The sequence below is a fragment of the Klebsiella sp. CTHL.F3a genome (assembly GCF_019890895.1).
In the GTDB taxonomy this organism is placed as follows: Bacteria; Pseudomonadota; Gammaproteobacteria; order Enterobacterales; family Enterobacteriaceae; genus Klebsiella; species Klebsiella grimontii.
Map to the genome: position 1 here is coordinate 3917318 of NZ_CP082360.1, position 17158 is coordinate 3934475.

At 56.7% G+C, this 17158-nt stretch carries 19 protein-coding genes; 7 read left to right on the forward strand and 12 right to left on the reverse strand.

What is annotated here, in order from left to right:
* Positions 1–86: 86 nt before the first annotated feature.
* Entirely contained in the window at positions 87–1100 is a 1014-nt protein-coding gene (locus tag K7H21_RS18370) for an NAD-dependent epimerase/dehydratase family protein (RefSeq protein ID WP_223035275.1), read from the forward strand.
* On the opposite strand, the gene K7H21_RS18375 is transcribed toward K7H21_RS18370, so the two are convergent.
* Together K7H21_RS18375 and K7H21_RS18380 are read right to left on the reverse strand one after the other, a co-directional pair.
* The gene (locus K7H21_RS18375) at positions 1097–1927 is read right to left on the reverse strand and encodes an N-acetylmuramoyl-L-alanine amidase (RefSeq protein ID WP_223035276.1); all 831 of its coding nucleotides are present in this window, start codon (positions 1925–1927) and stop codon (positions 1097–1099) included. The two genes, K7H21_RS18370 and K7H21_RS18375, sit on opposite strands and share 4 nt — an antisense overlap.
* On the reverse strand, positions 1924–2247 hold the full coding sequence (locus tag K7H21_RS18380; protein ID WP_004100606.1) for a heavy metal-binding domain-containing protein: 324 nt from the start codon (positions 2245–2247) through the stop codon (positions 1924–1926). Before K7H21_RS18380 ends, K7H21_RS18375 begins: the two co-directional genes overlap by 4 nt.
* A gap of 117 nt (positions 2248–2364) precedes the next feature.
* Here K7H21_RS18380 and K7H21_RS18385 point away from each other — a divergent pair, with 117 nt between their 5' ends.
* The 6 genes from K7H21_RS18385 to artJ all read left to right on the forward strand — a co-directional run bounded on the left by K7H21_RS18385 (position 2365) and on the right by artJ (position 6883).
* Entirely contained in the window at positions 2365–2880 is a 516-nt protein-coding gene (locus K7H21_RS18385; RefSeq protein WP_004130873.1) for a lipoprotein, read from the forward strand.
* 227 nt (positions 2881–3107) lie between these two features.
* Complete coding sequence (gene artP, locus K7H21_RS18390) at positions 3108–3836, forward strand: arginine ABC transporter ATP-binding protein ArtP (protein WP_223035277.1); 729 nt, start codon at positions 3108–3110, stop codon at positions 3834–3836.
* A 19-nt stretch (positions 3837–3855) separates the two neighbouring features.
* Positions 3856–4587: an arginine ABC transporter substrate-binding protein ArtI gene (gene artI, locus K7H21_RS18395; protein ID WP_004130868.1), complete on the forward strand. Its 732-nt coding sequence runs from the start codon at positions 3856–3858 to the stop codon at positions 4585–4587.
* 6 nt (positions 4588–4593) lie between these two features.
* Positions 4594–5310: an arginine ABC transporter permease ArtQ gene (gene artQ, locus K7H21_RS18400; RefSeq protein WP_049087317.1), complete on the forward strand. Its 717-nt coding sequence runs from the start codon at positions 4594–4596 to the stop codon at positions 5308–5310.
* Positions 5310–5978: an arginine ABC transporter permease ArtM gene (artM, locus tag K7H21_RS18405; RefSeq protein WP_004130864.1), complete on the forward strand. Its 669-nt coding sequence runs from the start codon at positions 5310–5312 to the stop codon at positions 5976–5978. Before artQ ends, artM begins: the two co-directional genes overlap by 1 nt.
* Positions 5979–6151: 173 nt before the next feature.
* Entirely contained in the window at positions 6152–6883 is a 732-nt protein-coding gene (gene artJ / locus K7H21_RS18410) for an arginine ABC transporter substrate-binding protein ArtJ (protein WP_004130862.1), read from the forward strand.
* Between the two features lie 216 nt (positions 6884–7099).
* Here artJ and K7H21_RS18415 read toward each other — a convergent pair whose 3' ends face one another.
* The 10 genes from K7H21_RS18415 to rimK form a co-directional block, all read right to left on the reverse strand.
* Positions 7100–8572 carry a sensor histidine kinase gene (locus tag K7H21_RS18415; protein WP_112165353.1) on the reverse strand — a complete coding sequence of 491 codons (1473 nt, stop codon included), beginning with the start codon at positions 8570–8572 and terminating at the stop codon, positions 7100–7102.
* Positions 8569–9285: a response regulator transcription factor gene (locus K7H21_RS18420; RefSeq protein ID WP_004130858.1), complete on the reverse strand. Its 717-nt coding sequence runs from the start codon at positions 9283–9285 to the stop codon at positions 8569–8571. Before K7H21_RS18420 ends, K7H21_RS18415 begins: the two co-directional genes overlap by 4 nt.
* Positions 9286–9363: 78 nt before the next feature.
* The gene (gene rlmC / locus K7H21_RS18425) at positions 9364–10494 is read right to left on the reverse strand and encodes a 23S rRNA (uracil(747)-C(5))-methyltransferase RlmC (RefSeq protein WP_142468774.1); all 1131 of its coding nucleotides are present in this window, start codon (positions 10492–10494) and stop codon (positions 9364–9366) included.
* Between the two features lie 42 nt (positions 10495–10536).
* Positions 10537–11025 carry a YbjO family protein gene (locus K7H21_RS18430; RefSeq protein ID WP_004100588.1) on the reverse strand — a complete coding sequence of 163 codons (489 nt, stop codon included), beginning with the start codon at positions 11023–11025 and terminating at the stop codon, positions 10537–10539.
* A gap of 57 nt (positions 11026–11082) precedes the next feature.
* A complete protein-coding gene (gene potI / locus K7H21_RS18435; RefSeq protein WP_004130847.1) occupies positions 11083–11928 on the reverse strand; it encodes a putrescine ABC transporter permease PotI in 846 nt (281 codons plus the stop codon).
* The gene (potH, locus tag K7H21_RS18440; protein WP_223035278.1) at positions 11925–12878 is read right to left on the reverse strand and encodes a putrescine ABC transporter permease PotH; all 954 of its coding nucleotides are present in this window, start codon (positions 12876–12878) and stop codon (positions 11925–11927) included. Before potH ends, potI begins: the two co-directional genes overlap by 4 nt.
* Positions 12879–12888: 10 nt before the next feature.
* A complete protein-coding gene (gene potG, locus K7H21_RS18445) occupies positions 12889–14022 on the reverse strand; it encodes a putrescine ABC transporter ATP-binding subunit PotG (protein ID WP_004134592.1) in 1134 nt (377 codons plus the stop codon).
* Between the two features lie 102 nt (positions 14023–14124).
* Positions 14125–15237, reverse strand: a complete 1113-nt coding sequence (gene potF, locus K7H21_RS18450) for a spermidine/putrescine ABC transporter substrate-binding protein PotF (protein ID WP_004130840.1) — start codon at positions 15235–15237, stop codon at positions 14125–14127.
* Positions 15238–15585: 348 nt separating this feature from the next.
* Positions 15586–16065: a type III secretion system chaperone family protein gene (locus K7H21_RS18455; RefSeq protein ID WP_004130838.1), complete on the reverse strand. Its 480-nt coding sequence runs from the start codon at positions 16063–16065 to the stop codon at positions 15586–15588.
* Positions 16066–16154: 89 nt separating this feature from the next.
* Positions 16155–17057, reverse strand: a complete 903-nt coding sequence (gene rimK, locus K7H21_RS18460) for a 30S ribosomal protein S6--L-glutamate ligase (RefSeq protein WP_004130837.1) — start codon at positions 17055–17057, stop codon at positions 16155–16157.
* Between the last annotated feature and the right edge of the window lie 101 nt (positions 17058–17158).

A 17158-nucleotide genomic window follows, 5' to 3' on the forward strand; every position in this document is an offset into this window, starting at 1 on the left:
CAGAATTCTTTCATGATTCTCATTGCATCACAGTCAGAATCACGGAAAAATGCGCACGAAATTCTTTTGTTTAACAGTGGATCGATATGAAGGTACTGGTTACCGGTGCGACCAGCGGATTGGGCCGCAACGCGGTGGAATATCTGCGTAACAGGGGCATTAGCGTCAGAGCGACCGGGCGAAACGAAGCGATGGGTAAGCTTCTGAGCAAAATGGGCGCAGAGTTCGTCCCTGCGGACTTAACCGAGCTGGTCTCTTCACAGGCCAAAGTGATGCTCGCCGGTATCGACACCCTGTGGCACTGTTCCAGCTTTACCTCGCCGTGGGGCACCCAACAGGCCTTCGATTTAGCTAACGTCCGCGCGACTCGCCGTCTCGGCGAGTGGTCGGTTGCCTGGGGCGTGCGCAACTTCGTGCACATCTCTTCACCGTCGCTCTATTTTGATTATCACCATCATCGCGATGTTAAGGAAGATTTTCGCCCGCAGCGTTTCGCCAACGAATTCGCCCGCAGCAAAGCGGCAAGTGAAGATGTGATCCATCTTCTGGCGCAGGCCAACCCGAATACCCGTTTTACGATCCTGCGGCCGCAGAGCCTGTTTGGTCCGCATGATAAAGTGTTTATCCCACGGCTGGCGCAAATGATGCAGCACTACGGCAGCGTTCTGTTGCCGCGCGGCGGCAGCGCGCTGGTGGATATGACCTACTATGAAAACGCGGTACACGCGATGTGGCTCGCCAGCCAGCCCCAGTGCGACCTCCTGCCCTCGGCCCGCGCGTACAACATTACTAACGGCGAACCGCAAACCCTGCACAGCATCGTACAGAAACTCATTGATGAGCTGGGAATAATGTGCCGCATCCGTTCGGTCCCTTACCCGATGCTGGATATTATTGCCCGCAGCATGGAGCGCTTTGGCAATAAGTCAGCTAAAGAGCCCGCCTTTACCCACTACGGCGTCTCTAAGCTGAACTTTGATTTCACCCTTGATATCTCCCGCGCCCAGCAGGAGCTAGGCTACCGGCCGGTTGTCACGATGGATGAGGGCATTATCCGTACCGCCGCCTGGTTGAAGGACCACGGTAAGCTGCACTATTAACCCCGGCCATACTTTTCCAGCAGCGCTTCGGCTATCGCCAGGGTTTGGGCATCAGCAACCCCGTCCCAGCGCTCGGGGCGGAAGTGCATCTGGAAAGCCATAATGACCCGCTTCTGTTGCTCAGGGGTCATGTCCGGCGTCACCTGATAGCCGTAGCGAGACAGCACGTCCAGCAGCGCTGCGGCGTCGACCGGCTCGTATGACGGGCGCCCCTGCAGATAAAACGCCACGCGCCGGGCATCCGGCCATGCGCCAATTCCCTGTTCGGCCAGCCTGCGCCACGGGAACAGCGGCCCCGGATCGTCTTTACGCTGCGGGGCGATGTCCGCATGGGCGACCACGTTCTGCGGCGCGATATGGTAGCGGGTGATAATGTCTTTCGCCAACGGGATCAGAGCGTCAATTTGCGCCGGATTAAACGGCGTGAAACTTTTGCCCCCGGCCGTTTTTTGCCAGCCGCGATTCTCCAGCTCAATACCAATCGAGGTATCGTTAATACGCGTGCTGCCGCGCCAGAAGCTGACGCCCGCATGCCAGGCCAGATCCTCTTCCGGCACCAGCTGCCAGATCCGCGGTTTGCCTCCGTGCAGCGGCGGTATCTCCGGGATCAGGTAGTGAGAGCTCACCTGGTTATCCGTCAGCGTCGCCAGCGAAACGTCGAAATCATCGGCGGTGTAGTGGATCACCAACACTTTGATGCGCGGATAAGCCGCCTGCGCCGGGTGGCGCGTATCCAACTGATAGCCGTCGCGATCGATAATGCCCTTTTCCATCGCGCAGCCCGCCAGCAGCAGCGCCAGCAGGACGCCTGCCCGGCAAATTCTCATCGGCGGGTCTTCACCGCAGTGCCGCTAACGCTGACCATCAGCATGCTGCTATCTTTACCGACGGTTTCGTAGTCAATATCAATGCCGACCACCGCATTGGCGCCCAGCGCCTTCGCCTGCTCGCTCAGTTCTTCAAAGGCGATTTCACGGGCTTTACGCAGCTCCTTTTCATAGGCGCCGGAACGACCGCCGACGATGTCGCGGATACTGGCGAAAAAATCGCGGAATACGTTGGCGCCGAGAATCGCTTCCCCGGTGACGACGCCGCAGTATTCGATGATGGGTTGACCTTCGAGGGTTGGCGTAGTTGAAAATTGCATGTTCAAACTCCTTCTTTAGCGTTCAATGCGTTAGCTCTCAGGGTCAAGCACAATCCCTATCTGATACACTATGCTTGTACAGATATTCTAACGTAGTGAGCTCATAAGGAAATCATCATGCGCTACAAAGTTCTTGCATTAGTCCTCCCCTGCGCGCTGGCGCTCAGCGCCTGTACTACCGTCACGCCTGCCTACAAAGATAACGGCACCCGCAGCGGCCCCTGCATCGAAGGCGGCCCGGATGACGTGGCGCAGAAGTTTTATGACTATCAGGTGCAGCATCGCAACAGCGATTTAACCGCGCTGCGTCCGTACCTGAGTGACGGTCTGGCAAAACTGCTGAATGACGCGCGTCAGGACCCGTCTAACAACGCCCTGCTGCAGTCAAACCTGTTCTCAAGCAGCACAACGCCCGCCGACAGCGCCGATGTCGCCAGCGCCTCGACCATCCCTAATCGCGACGCGCGCAATATTCCCCTGCGCGTGGAGCTGAAACAGGGCACTCAAAGCTGGAAAGACGAAGTGCTGATGATTCAGGAAGGCCAGTGCTGGGCCGTGGATGACGTGCGCTACCTCGGCAACAACGCCCATGCGCCGGCGGGCTCCCTGCGTCAGAGTCTCGAAAAACGCTAATCTGGGCACTAGTCCGCTCAGGCCGAATGAAATAACCCCGGTAAAATGTCGGCATTTCCGCTGGTAATGCCGACATTGACTTCTCCCACCTTCACGAAGCCATATTTTGTGCTAACTTTAAATGTAAACATGGTTTACATTTAACTTTTAACGCATAAATATTGCATAACTATTCTGCCAAAGGTACTATTTGCGGCCTCAATTGCTATATGTATCAGACTGCCCAGATGAGCATTAAATTAAACGGCATTAATTGCTTCTACGGCGCGCACCAGGCGCTGTTCGACATCACGCTGGATTGCCCGCAGGGGGAAACGCTGGTGCTGCTCGGCCCAAGCGGTGCCGGTAAAAGCTCGCTGCTGCGCGTCCTCAATCTGCTGGAGATGCCGCGTTCCGGTACGCTGCATATCGCCGGAAATCATTTCGACTTTACCAGAGCGCCTTCTGACAAAGCCATTCGCGAGCTGCGCCAAAACGTGGGTATGGTTTTCCAACAGTACAATCTGTGGCCGCATCTGACCGTGCAGCAAAATCTGATTGAAGCTCCCTGCCGCGTGCTCGGTTTGAGCAAAGATCAGGCTTTAGCCCGCGCTGAAAAGCTGCTCGTACGTCTGCGCCTGAAACCCTATAGCGATCGCTACCCGCTGCATCTTTCCGGTGGCCAGCAGCAGCGTGTGGCCATTGCCCGCGCCCTGATGATGGAACCGCAGGTTCTGCTGTTCGATGAACCCACGGCAGCGCTCGATCCAGAAATCACCGCCCAGATCGTCAGTATTATCCGCGAACTGGCTGAAACCGGCATTACGCAGGTTATCGTCACCCACGAAGTGGAAGTGGCGCGCAAAACAGCCAGCCGCGTGGTCTATATGGAAAATGGCCATATCGTTGAACAAGGTGATGCAGGCTGCTTTGCGCATCCGCAGACCGACGCGTTTAAAAACTATCTTTCACATTGATGTTTTCGGGGAAATGACGATGAAAAAAGTACTGATTGCCGCTCTTCTTGCGGGCATGAGCCTCTCCGCTACCGCAGCCCAGACCATTCGTTTCGCCACCGAGGCTTCCTACCCTCCGTTTGAATCGATCGATGCCAATAACAAAATTGTCGGCTTTGACGTCGATCTGGCGAATGCCCTGTGTAAAGAAATTGATGCGACCTGCACCTTTACCAACCAGGCCTTCGATAGCCTGATCCCCAGCCTGAAGTTCCGTCGTTTCGATGCGGTCATGGCCGGGATGGACATCACTCCTGAGCGTGAAAAGCAGGTGCTGTTCACCACCCCATACTATGAGAACTCTGCGCTGTTCGTCGGCCAGCAGGGTAAATTCACCAGCATTGATGCCCTGAAGGGTAAAAAAGTCGGCGTGCAGAACGGCACGACTCATCAGAAATTCATCACCGACAAACACCCGGAAATCACTACCGTTCCTTACGACAGCTACCAGAATGCGAAGCTGGACCTGCAGAACGGCCGTATTGACGCGGTATTCGGCGATACCGCCGTAGTGACCGAATGGCTGAAGAGCAATCCGAAGCTGGCCGCGGTGGGCGACAAAGTTACCGATAAAGACTACTTCGGCACCGGTCTCGGCATTGCGCTACGCCAGGGCAATACTGAACTGCAGCAGAAATTTAACGCTGCGCTGGAAAAAGTAAAAAGCGATGGGACTTACCAGTCTATCTATAACAAATGGTTCCAGAAGTAACGCTGAATGAACGAATTTTTTCCATTAGCAAGCGCCGCCGGGATGACCGTCGGCCTTGCCGTTTGCGCCCTGATCATCGGCCTGGTGCTGGCGATGCTGTTTGCCGTCCTCGAGTCGGTGAAGCTGCGCCCGGTCGCCTGGCTCGCAACCGGCATTGTCACCCTTTTACGCGGACTACCGGAAATTCTGGTGGTTCTGTTTATCTATTTTGGTTCCTCACAGCTGCTGCTGACCCTCTCTGACGGCTTTACGATCAATCTCGGCTTTGTGCAGATCCCGGTACAGATGCAGATTGAAAATTTTGACGTCAGCCCGTTCCTCTGCGGAGCTATCGCGCTTTCTCTGCTGTATGCCGCTTACGCATCGCAGACCCTGCGCGGAGCGCTAAAGGCTGTTCCGCAAGGGCAATGGGAATCCGGCCAGGCGCTGGGACTATCGAAAGCCGCTATTTTCTTTCGCTTAGTGATGCCGCAAATGTGGCGTCACGCGCTGCCGGGTCTCGGTAACCAGTGGCTGGTGCTGCTGAAGGATACCGCGCTGGTGAGCCTGATCAGCGTCAACGACCTGATGCTGCAAACCAAAAGCATCGCCACCCGTACCCAGGAGCCGTTTAACTGGTATATCATCGCGGCGGCAATCTATCTGGTCATCACCCTGTTGAGTCAATACATCCTGAAACGTATTGACCAGCGTGCGACGCGCTTCGAACGGAGACCGGGCTGATGCTTGATTACTTACCCGAACTGCTAAAAGGGCTGCATACCAGCCTGACGCTGACGGCGGCCTCTATCGTCGTGGCGCTGATTCTGTCGCTGATCTTTACCATTATCCTGACGCTAAAAACGCCGGTGCTGGTGTGGATCGTGCGCGGCTATATCACGCTGTTTACCGGCACGCCGCTGCTGGTGCAGATCTTCCTGATTTACTACGGCCCGGGACAGTTCCCGTCGCTGCAGGAGTATCCGGTACTTTGGCATCTGATTTCCGAGCCCTGGCTCTGCGCGCTGATCGCTCTTTCTCTCAATAGCGCCGCCTATACCACGCAGCTGTTTCATGGCGCCATTCGCGCCATCCCGGATGGACAGTGGCAATCCTGCGGCGCGCTGGGAATGAGCAAGAAAGATACCCTGGCGATCCTGCTGCCGTACGCCTTTAAACGCGCCCTCTCCTCCTACTCCAACGAAGTGGTGCTGGTGTTCAAGAGTACGTCTCTGGCCTACACCATTACCCTGATGGAAGTGATGGGTCACAGCCAGCTGCTCTATGGGCGTACCTATGATGTGATGGTGTTCGGCGCCGCCGGTATTGTCTACCTGGTGGTCAACGGCCTGCTGACGCTGCTGATGCGCCTGATTGAACATAAAGCGCTGGCGTTTGAGCGACGTAATTAAAATCGCATAAGTAGCCAGACCAAGACGGATAAGTTCACTGAATTATCCGTCTTTTTTTAAATTAATAAAAATAATCATTCATCTTTATTGAATACAAATTCATTTGATGGCATTGTTAGACCCAGCCGCAGACACGGCACAACATCATAAGATTGACCGACGGGAGTTCCACAATGAAAAAGTTAGTTATGGCCGCACTGCTTAGCTCTTTCGCCTTTGGCGCCGCTGCCGCAGAAAAAATCAGCTTTGGCGTTTCCGCAACTTACCCACCGTTTGAATCCATGGACGCCAATAACCAAATCGCCGGTTTCGATATCGACCTGGCTAACGCGCTGTGCAAACAGATGCAAGCCGAGTGTACTTTTACCAACCATGCTTTCGACAGCCTGATCCCGGCGCTCAAATTTAAGAAATATGATGCGGTCATTTCCGGTATGGATATTACCCCTGAGCGCAGCAAGCAGGTGGCGTTTACCGACCCGTACTACGCCAACTCCGCGCTGGTTATCTCGAAGAAAGATGCCTTCCACTCTTTTGACGATCTGAAAGGCAAGCGCATCGGGATGGAAAACGGCACCACGCACCAGAAATACCTCCAGGATAAACATCCTGAGGTGAAAACCGTGGCTTACGATAGCTACCAGAATGCGTTTATCGACCTGAAAAATGGTCGTATTGATGGAGTGTTTGGCGATACCGCCGTGGTCAACGAGTGGCTGAAAACCAACCCGCAGCTGGGCGCGGCGACGCCAAAAGTGACCGACGCGCAGTACTTCGGCACCGGCCTCGGCATTGCGGTACGCCCGGATAACAAAGCGCTGCTGGAAAAACTGAACGCCGCGCTGAAGGCGATTAAAGCCGACGGCACTTACGACAAAATCAGCAAGCAGTGGTTCCCGGAGTAAGCATTTCCCGAAGGCGGCGCTTCACGCGCCTGTCCGGGCTACCGGCCTACAGACAGCCGTGGTCCCGTAGCCCGGTCAAGGCAGCGCGGCCCGGGAAGCAGCCGCACCGAAGCATCACTCCCAGTGCATTCCCCGGGTTGCGGCGTAAACGCCCTACCCGGGCTACCGGTTAGCGGACGGCGGTAAACCGGTATCCCAATCGGCCAATCCGCAACCTTACACCGGCAGGGTAAACTGGAAACAGGCCCCTACCGGCGCATCAAGCAGGCGAATATCGCCGCCGTGGAGCTGCAGCATCCGTCGCACAATCATCAACCCCAATCCTCCTCGTGATGCGCTTTGCGCGCCAGGCTCCAGCACCGAAGGCCTTTCGAACAGCGTTGCCCGCAGCTCACTGCCGATGCCCGGCCCGCTATCGGCCACCTCAACGATAAACTCCGGTCCTGAGCGACGCGCCGCCAGGCGGATAAGCCCGCCTTCCGGCGTATGGCGAATGGCGTTATCGAGCAGATTAGTCAGCACCCGCTCAATCATCGAGAGATCCGCGGTTATCGGCGGTAGCCCGGTGGCCAGCTCCAGCCGTAGACCGATATTGCGCGTCGCGATTGGCAGGTCGAATTTTTGCGCCACATCCTGCACCAGCTCGGCCAGTACGAAGGTTTCCGGCTGCAGCTTAATCCCGCCGTGCTCCAGGCGAGCCAGCTCAAAAAGCTGCTGAGACAGATGGCGGACTTTGTTGCCCTGACGTAGGGCGATATTCAGATACTGCTTATTCTCCTCCATCGTCAGGCGATCGGCCTTCAGGCTTAACGTTTCCAGATATCCCAGCAAAGAGGTAAGCGGCGTGCGTAAATCGTGGGAGATATTGGCGACAAATTCCCGCCGCTGACGATCGCTGTCAGCCAGACGATCCCACTGCCCGGCAATCTGGCGGGCCAGTTCAATAAAGCGATTATGCAGCACAGCCACTTCATTTCCGGGGTTCGCCTCCGGGGTTTGCGCCGCCAGCGCCTTGATCGCATGAATACTGTCCTGGCTGTCGGTTGCCACCAGCGCGGTGAGCTGACGCACCGGGCGCGTTACCCAGAACCAGGCAAGCCAGCCCGCCAGCCCACCGAGAACGGCCACCAGCAGCAGAGTCCACAGCAGCAGGCTCCACAAGGTTTTCTGCCAGGCGCTCGCCGCCAGTTCATTAAAGGTTTCACCCTGCAGGATAATGTAGAGATAGCCGCGCAGCTGGCCGTCCTGGCGCAGCGGCGCGACGCTAAACACCTTTTGCTTATCAAGGCTGCGCGGATCGTCGCCGTACACCGGCCAGGCGCCGCCGGACAGGAACGTTTGCACCGGCGCCAGATCGATGCGCTGACGCTTAATATGCCCCGGCGGCGCGGCGTCGGCCAGCAGCTCGCCGTCGGGCGAAAGCAGATACAGCTCCACGCTGGGATTAAAGGTCATCAGCCGGTCAAAAAGCGGCTTCAGCATCCGGCGATCAACCTGCCCCTGAGCGTCCAGCAGCGGCTCGCGGGCGGCGATCTGCTGCGCCAGCCCGGCGGAGAGACGCTGGACCATGACATTGCCGTACTGCGCGCTGCTGTACAGCTGGATCAGACAAACGGCTATGGCACAGAGCAGCAGCAGTGAGGTAAACACCAGCGCCAGGCGCTGGCTGAGGCTGAGACGACGGATCATGGCTGCGCCTCTTTGCTCTCCACGGCAAATTTATAGCCTTTTCCCCAGACGGTCAGAATGATGTCCGGCTCCGCCGGGTCGCGCTCAATTTTGGTACGCAGGCGGTTGATATGGGTATTGACCGTATGCTCATAGCCGTCGTGCTGATAGCCCCACACCCGATCGAGCAGCTCAAGACGGGAAAAGACCTCCCCCGGATGGCGGGCAAAGTAGTAGAGCAGATCGAACTCACGCGGGGTCAGATCCACCGTCTCGCCGCGCAGCTTAACCTCGCGCGACAAGGGGTCAATGCTTAAACCATGGCTAACGATACGACCGACATCCATCAGCAGATTCTGCCCCATCGCCTCCTGACGACGGAACACCGCTTTAACCCGGGCGGTCAGTTCGAGAATCGAAAACGGTTTGGCCAGGTAATCATCCGCTCCCATCTCCAGCCCCTGTACCCGCTGGGTTTCGCTGGCGCGAGCGCTGATAATAATCACCGGCAGATAGCGGGTTTGCTGACGAATGCGGCGACAAATTTCCAGACCGTCGACGCCCGGTAGCATCAGGTCGAGGATCACCGCATCCCAAAGCTCTTTTTCCAGCAGGCGCAGGGCCTGCGCCCCGTCTGCCACGTGGACTATCTGATAGCCCTCATCCAGCAGATTCAGGCGCAGCAGCGCGGCGATATCTTCATCATCTTCAACCAACAGGATTTTTTTTGCCACCGGCAGCACTCCGCTATTCTTACGTTCTGATTAGCCAAGCTTACCCGATCTTCAGCACCTGAAGAGTTCACATTTTGTTTATACTTCGCGAACCAGCAGGGTCAGCACCTCATAATGGGCGGTGTGGGGGAACATATCGAACAGCTGGACGCGCTCAATACGATAACCGCTCAAGCGAGCAATATCTTTCGCCATCGTCCGGGCGCTGCAGCTGGAATAGATAATAAACTCCGGCGCCATACGGCTTAAATACGCGCATAGCTCGTCGCCGATGCCGCGACGCGGCGGATTCACCAGCACCAGATCCGGGATCTCGCCTTCGCCGGTGGCAAACTGCGTGGAATCAAGCGCCTGGAAATGCAGGTTATGCAGGCCGAGCTCTGCCGCCGACTGCTTCGCACAGGCGATCGCCTCCGGGGCAATTTCAATCCCGGTCAGGCGCATATTCGGTGTGGCGCAGTGCAGACCAAAGCCGCCGACGCCGCAGAACAGATCCCACATATGGTTGACCGGCAGCTGACGCACCCAGTCGCGAGCGGTGGCATACAGACGGCTGGCTACCACAGGGTTGGTCTGAAAGAAGCTTTGCGGGCGGATCCACAGCGGCACGCCGTTGAAATTTTCCGCCAGCGCCTGCTGGTCGGTAAGGAAAATTTCCCGCTCTCCTTCCATGATGGCCATATGTACCGGCTGAATATTGGCGGTAATGACTTTCAACTGCGGCAGCAGCGCCTGCAGCGCCGGCAGCGCGGCGCGCAGCTGGGCAAGCTTGGTCTCCGAACGCAGGACAAAGCGCAGCATCATACCGCCGTCGAGCCGGCTTTCGGTCAGCAGAATGTACTTCAGCTCTCCGCGCCTGCGGGCAACGTTATAGGGCGTGAGCCCAGCGCGGGCGATAAACGGCTTGAGCGCCGCGAAGACGGGCGCGAAGCTTTGCGGATAAAGCGGGCAGTCGGTCAGGTCTTCCGGGGCGCCATCACGGTGCAGCATCCCGAGCAGCGGGCGCTCCACGCTACCGCTGACCACCATTTTCGCTTTGTTGCGAAACCCGCTTTCCGGCCCGCAAACCGGTGCGCACCATTCAGCGACGGGCGCATCGGCGAGAAGCGCGCGCAGATCGGCCATTTTATCGGCGAGCTGTTGGGATACCGGCAGTTCCAGCCACTGGCAGGAGCGGCAGCGGCCCGCGTCATAAAGTGCGCAATGCATAACAAGACCTTCAAAAAAACAGGGGCGGGGATTGTATCACCGTTACTGTAAACGGAAAAAGCGTCGGCACGGGGCCGGCACAAACAGCATCGCCAGCACCAGCAGATCCGGTAGTTTTTGCAGCACCAGGGAGCGAAAGATTTCGCGCTTCGATTCCCCGGCAATACTAAACAGCTCGGGATAACCGTAGCCCAATGACGCGGCCCACAGGTAGCCAATCACGATAATCTGCGTCAACAAGAACAGCCAACGCGCCCAGTTGCGCCCTTTTACCAGCGAAAACGCACACCAGATTTCAATAAACACCAGCACCAGACTTGAGAGAAACACCAGCGTGAGCGCCCACGTCTGCACGCTGCGATGGACAAAATCCGCGATTCCCTGAACGCCAAGCTGATTGAGGATCATCAGCAAATCCAGGCCGCGGATTAAAATAATGGCGAAGGCCGCCACCTGCACCAGCGCAGGAACGTTAAGACGAGCATGAGACGAACGCGTTTTAGTAAACAATCCCAACGTAAAGTCTTCCATGAAAACGGCGCCTCAAGTGCGGCGCCGATGTTAACTCTATTGCAGATTTTAGGTGGTTCAGCCGCTTCTTGCACGCTGGATATCGCGCACCCGCTGCTTTTCCGCGCGGGCCATCAAATACCAGGCGATAAAACCAACAATCCCGACCACGCCGAGAATTAACGTCGCCAGGGCGTTAATCTCCGGGTTGACCCCCATGCGCACGCTGGAGAAGACCAGCATCGGCAGCGTCGTCGCCCCTGGTCCGGAAACAAAGCTGGCTATGACAAGGTCGTCGAGCGACAGCGTAAAGGCCAGCAGCCAGCCGGAGACCACCGCCGGCATAATCATCGGCAGCGTAATGACGAAAAAGACCTTCAGCGGCGCGGCGCCCAGATCCATCGCCGCCTCCTCAATAGAGTGGTCAAGCTCACGCAGGCGCGATGAAATGACCACCGCGACGTACGCGGTACAGAAGGTGACGTGCGCCAGCCAGATGGTCAGCATGCCGCGATCCGACGGCCAGCCAATGGAATGCCCCAGCGCCACAAACAGCAGCAGCAGCGACAGGCCGGTAATCACATCGGGCATCACCAGCGGCGCGGTGATCATAAAAGCAAAGCCGTTTGAACCGCGGAAGCGGCCAAAACGCACCATCACTACCGCGGCAATGGTACCGAGGATCACCGCCGCCGTCGCGGCGCAGGCGGCAATGGTCAGACTTAAGCCTACCGCGCTCATCATCGCATCGTCATGAAACAGCTCGCGATACCAGCGTGTCGACCACCCGGCCCATACCGTCACCAGCTTTGAGCTGTTGAACGAGTAAATCACCAGCATCAGCATCGGCGCATACAAGAAGGTAAAGCCGAGCAGCAGTATTAAAATTCGCCACGGCGAACGGACTACCGGCAAATTATTCATCCGTGTTCCCCCACCTGTTTTTGCTGATGCTTGTGGAACCACATTATCGGCACGATCAGCAGCAACAGCATCACGATCGCCACCGCCGAGGCGACCGGCCAGTCGCGGTTATTGAAGAACTCCTGCCACAGCACGCGGCCAATCATAATGCTGTCCGGGCCGCCCAGCAGTTCCGGGATAACGAATTCCCCGACCGCCGGAATAAACACCAGCATCGACCCGGCAATAATCCCGCCTTTGGTGAGCGGAACGATGACCTGGAAGAAAGTCTTCAGCGGTCGGGCGCCCAAATCCAACGATGCCTCAACCAGCGAGTAATCGATACGCGTGAGAGCGGTATAGATCGGCAGCACCATAAACGGCAGATAGGCGTAGACAATACCGATATAGACCGCCAGATTGGTGTGCAGGATCTCCAGCGGCTGGTCGATGACCCCCAGCCACAGCAGGAAGTTATTGAGCACGCCGTTGCTTTTCAGCAGCCCCATCCAGGCATAGACGCGGATCAGGAACGAGGTCCATGACGGCAGTATCACCAGCAGCAGCAGGATATTTCGCGTCGATGGCTTACTGTGCGCCACCGCCCACGCCAGCGGATACCCCAACAGCAGGCAGCAGAACGTCGAGATCGCCGCCACCTGAAGCGACTGCAGATAGGCTTCAAAATAGAGCGGATCGTCGGTGAGCTGCAGGAAATTCCCGAGATTCAGCGTCAACGTGAGCTGACCGTCGGCCCACTCCAGCAGGTCGGTGTACGGCGGGATCGCCCGCGCCATCTCCGCCAAGCTGATTTTAAAAACAATCAGGAACGGCAGAAGGAACAGCAGGATCAGCCACACGTAGGGCAGCGCAATAACCAGCTTGCGCCCGTGGGCCATCTGCAGTCGCGCCAGCCATAGCGCAAAACCGCCCGGTTTTTTTACGCCTGACGGGGGTTCAAATGTACTCATCGCCCTCTCCTTACACCGTCAACACGACGCAGCTATCGGCATCCCAGCATAAACGCACCTCATCACCCCAGGTTGGCGCCCCTTTACGGTAACGATGTTCGTTCTGCAGCTGAGCGCTCAGCATCTGCCCGCTTTTCAGGCGCACATGGTAGATAGACAGGTCGCCGAGATAGGCTATATAGATAACCTCGCCCACCGCGAAGTTATAGCCATCCGCGGGCGGGTCCTCGCAGAGCATGATTTTTTCCGGGCGCAGGGCCACCCACACCGGGACGTTATCAACGACGGAGGCATCGGGATCGACCTTCAGCGGATGGGTCAGGCCCGGGGAGTCCAGCACCAGGCCATCTTCCTGCCGCTCTTTCACCAGCCCTTCAAAGACGTTGACCGAGCCGATAAACTCCGCGCTGTAGCGGGTGGTCGGGTGTTCGTAGATTTCCTCCGGCTCGCCGATTTGCACGAACTTGCCGCGGTTCATAATGGCGATGCGCCCCGCCATGGTCATCGCTTCTTCCTGATCGTGGGTCACCATCACGCAGGTGACGCCGACGCGCTCAAGAATATCGACGACTTCCAGCTGCATCCGATCGCGCAGCTTTTTATCCAGCGCCCCCATCGGCTCATCAAGCAGCAGCAGTTTCGGTCTTTTCGCCAGACTGCGGGCCAGGGCCACGCGCTGACGCTGGCCGCCGGAGAGCTGATGCGGTTTACGTTTTGCAAACTCCTGCATATGCACCAGCGCCAGCATCTCCTGCACCCGGCTGGTGATTTCGGCCTTGGGCAATTTATCCTGCTTGAGGCCAAAGGCGATATTCTGCTCAACCGTCATATGGGGAAACAGCGCGTAGGACTGGAACATCATATTAATCGGCCGCTGATACGGCGGCACCCGCGCCAGATCGACGCCATCCAGGACAATCTGTCCGGCGGTAGGCTGTTCAAAACCTGCCAGCATGCGCAGCAGGGTTGACTTGCCGCAGCCGGATGCGCCCAGCAGAGCGAAAATTTCGCCTTTATAAATAGTAAGATTGACGTCGTCGACGGCGTGCTGACCGTCAAACGATTTGGTTAAATTACGGATTTCCAGCAGCGGGGTCAGCGCTTTAGGAGTTTTCGCCTGCGGGCGAGGAATCACATCATTCACGGGGTGTTCTCCGGCAGAAATCAAATCATGGTGCAGGCGCACCATCGCGGTGCGCCTGTTGCCGACAGCGCGAGGCATCGTCGGCCTACAACTCACGGAGAATTACTTACCGCTTTTCACCTTCGTCCATGCGCGAGTACGCACGCGGTCGATTTTCGGATCCTGGACTTTCAGCGTGAACAGCTTGGCGAAGACGTCAGCCGGCGGGTAAATAGCCGGGTTATTGCGGATCTCTTCGCTGACCAGCGGGAGAGAGGCTTTATTGCCGTTAGCGTAATAGACATGATCGCTGATGTGGGCGATAACATCCGGGCGCATCAGATAGTTGAGGAACTGATAAGCCTCATCTTTGTTTTTCGCATCGGCTGGCATCGCGAAGACGTCAAAGAACGCCAGCGCCCCCTCTTTCGGAATAAAGTAGGAAACATTAACGCCATTCTTCGCTTCTTTCGCCCGGTTAGCCGCCTGCCATACGTCGCCCGCCCAGCCGATAGCGACGCAGATATCGCCATTCGCCAGGTCATTGATGTACTGTGAGGAGTGGAAATAGCGAATATTCGGCCGCAGCTTCAGCAGCAGGTCGGTGGCCGGGCCGGTGTAATCGTCGGCTTTGCTGCTGTTAGGATCTTTGCCGAGGTAGTTCAGCACGGTAGCGAAAATCTCTTCCGGAGCATCCAGGAAAGAGACGCCGCAGCTTTTCAGTTTCTCCAGGTTTTCCGGCTTCATCACCAGATCCCAGCTGTCCAGCGGCGCATCTTTGCCCAGCACCGCTTTCACTTTATCGATGTTATAGCCAATACCGGTGGTCGCCCACAGGTACGGGACCGCGTATTTATTGTCCGGGTCGTGCTTCGCTACCAGCTTCAGCACTTCCGGATCGAGATTTTTCCAGTTGGGAAGTTTGCTCTTATCCAGCGGCTGGAAAACCCCTGCCGCCAGCTGGCGCTCAAGGAAGCTCGCCGACGGCACCACAAGATCAAAACCGGTGCTGCCCGCCATGAGCTTACCTTCCAGCACTTCGTTGGAGTCAAAGACGTCATACACCACTTTAATGCCGGTCTCTTTTTCAAAATTCGCCACCGTATCCGGCGCAATATAATCAGACCAGTTATAAACATGCAGGGTTTTTTGTTCGGCTGCGAGCGAACCGGCAGAAACGGCCATCAGCGCACCCGTAACCAGACCTGTTAACCATTTTTTACCAAAGGCGGTCATATCTCTTATTCCTTCTCAATGCCCGTTAACAAGCGGGCTGAATATACGCACTTGTTCGCATGCAATAATCATGCATATTTTTTCATTGCCTAAGAAAAGGAGAGAGGACCTCTCCCGGAATGGTTGCCCGCAACTGGAAGCAGCGTCAGAATAACTGTAGCCAGAATAAGAGGCTATAGCCCAGGTAAAAAAACGGCTTTTATCAATTTTTTATGCAATAAGGGTCTATGTGATAAGCCGAAAGCGGCAGAATGGCGGTGAAAAATTCTTTGCAGGAAGGTTAATAGCAGAATAAAAGCACGTAATACGCAGCCGCCATGGCAGTGGCTGCGCTATTTTTCGACAGGCTTAGTGAAGAAAATGGTACTGAATATTCTCAGCCGCCGGCTCTTCTTCCTCGGACTTATACAGCACCTGATTGGCGCTGGCCTCAAGGATAACCATAGAAATCTGTTCTTCGCTCTGGCGGAAAAACCACGCGAACTGGTCGAGGGTCACGCCGACGCCGACGGTCAACGCCTGACACACCACCAGTTTCGGCAGATTATCGTCCTGAATATCGAGGAAAGCTTTGACCGTCAACGAACTGGCGTTAATCGCAGAAAGATCGGCGGATAGCGGCAATAGCGCGGAGGGTTTCACCTCAGCCAGCGCAGAGAAAAGCACCACGTTATCCACCAGGTCAAGTTTGGCATCAAAAATGCCTTCGAAATTTTGCATATGCGGCAGGTGCAGTGCCTGGCAGGAATCACACTCAAAAAAGCTGATGCCCAATTCGTCGAGCCATTGACGTAATGTATCAAGACCCGGAACGACCAGTGAATCCATATGACCTGTGACCTCTTACTGTGAAAAATGCGACGCCATAGCTTACGCAAAAAAAGCGTCCTGTTCCATGACGGTGTCGTGAAAGGGAATTATCCGCCCATTTTCAGACAAAATCCGGGCGTGGCTTGCCGTTCGATCCAGGCGATCATTTTGCTAGCGATATCGACGCCGGTAGTGGTTTCAATCCCTTCCAGGCCAGGAGAAGCATTGACCTCCATCACCAGAGGACCGCGCGCGGCGCGCAGAATATCAACGCCAGCGACGTCCAGCCCGAGCGTCTGCGCGGCCTTGATGGCCATTTCACGCTCCTGCTCGCTGATAAACGCCACCGACGCTACGCCGCCGCGATGCAGGTTAGAGCGAAAATCTCCCTCCTTCGCCCGCCGCTCAATCGCCGCCACGACCTCATTGCCCACCACGAGGCAGCGCACGTCCCGGCCTTTCGCCTCGGCGATATACTCCTGCACCAGAATATGCGCATTCAGACCGCGAAAAGCATCAATGACGCTCTCTGCCGCCTGCCGCGTTTCGGCCAGTACGACGCCGATCCCCTGAGTGCCCTCCACCAGCTTTACCACCAGCGGCGCGCCGCCAACCATCGCGATCAGGTCGCTGGTATCGTCTGGCGAATGGGCAATCCCGGTGAGCGGCAGGTCGATTCCCTGACGCGCCAGTAGCTGGAGCGAACGAAGCTTATCGCGGGCGCGGGTGATAGCGACGGACTCATTGAGCGGATAGCTGCCCAGCAGTTCAAACTGACGCAGCGCCGCGGTGCCGTAGTAGGTAATCGCCGTGCCGATGCGCGGGATGACGGCGTCAAAATGCGGGAGCTGGCGGCCTTTGTAGTGAATCGATGAGGCCACCGGACTGACGTTCATATAGCAGGAAAGCGGATCGAGGATTTCCACCTGATGTCCGCGTTTTTGCGCGGCTTCACGCAGGCGTCGACATGAATAAAGCGTTCCATCCCGGGATAATATGGCAATTTTCACCCTGCACCTCTGCGAAAAGACCCGCTCCGGCGGGCCTTTGGTAGTCAATGAGCGCTGACCTGCGGAATTTCCTTACGTCAGACCGGGGGCAGTTTACACGC